The 283-nt window shown below is 42.4% G+C and carries 1 protein-coding gene; it reads right to left on the bottom strand.

All coding sequences use genetic code 11. The annotated features are described in order from the left end of the window. Nucleotides 1-74: 74 nt before the first annotated feature. Nucleotides 75-283: DUF896 domain-containing protein (locus P6N53_RS18670; RefSeq protein ID WP_304545846.1), on the bottom strand; the 209-nt coding region annotated here is incomplete at its 5' end.

The following is a 283-nucleotide window of genomic DNA, read 5'->3' as shown; positions in this document are numbered from 1 at the left end:
ATATCCATTGGCAGCAGTGTGCCGTCCAGGTCAAATAAAATTGTCTTAAACATTACTGTCTCCGCCTTTTATTATTAATGTATGGGTTTAGGGCCATTATTTTTGCTATGGCTGCCACAACCGCAGCTATGATTGTTTTTTTTTTTGTGATGATGGCTGCCGCACCCGCAGGAAGGCTCGTCCTCAACAAATTTAATCTGTGAAAGGGATTGTTCCACTTGTCCACGAATACCTTTTAAATATTCCTGACGGAGGTTATGCTGTTCTTCCTTTTCTGCCGTGG

The organism is Desulforamulus aquiferis, from assembly GCF_030577015.1.
Taxonomy (GTDB): Bacteria; Bacillota; Desulfotomaculia; order Desulfotomaculales; family Desulfotomaculaceae; genus Desulfotomaculum; species Desulfotomaculum aquiferis.
The sequence above is the reverse complement of the archived record's forward strand: the minus strand, read 5'-3'. Positions and strand labels throughout refer to the sequence as shown.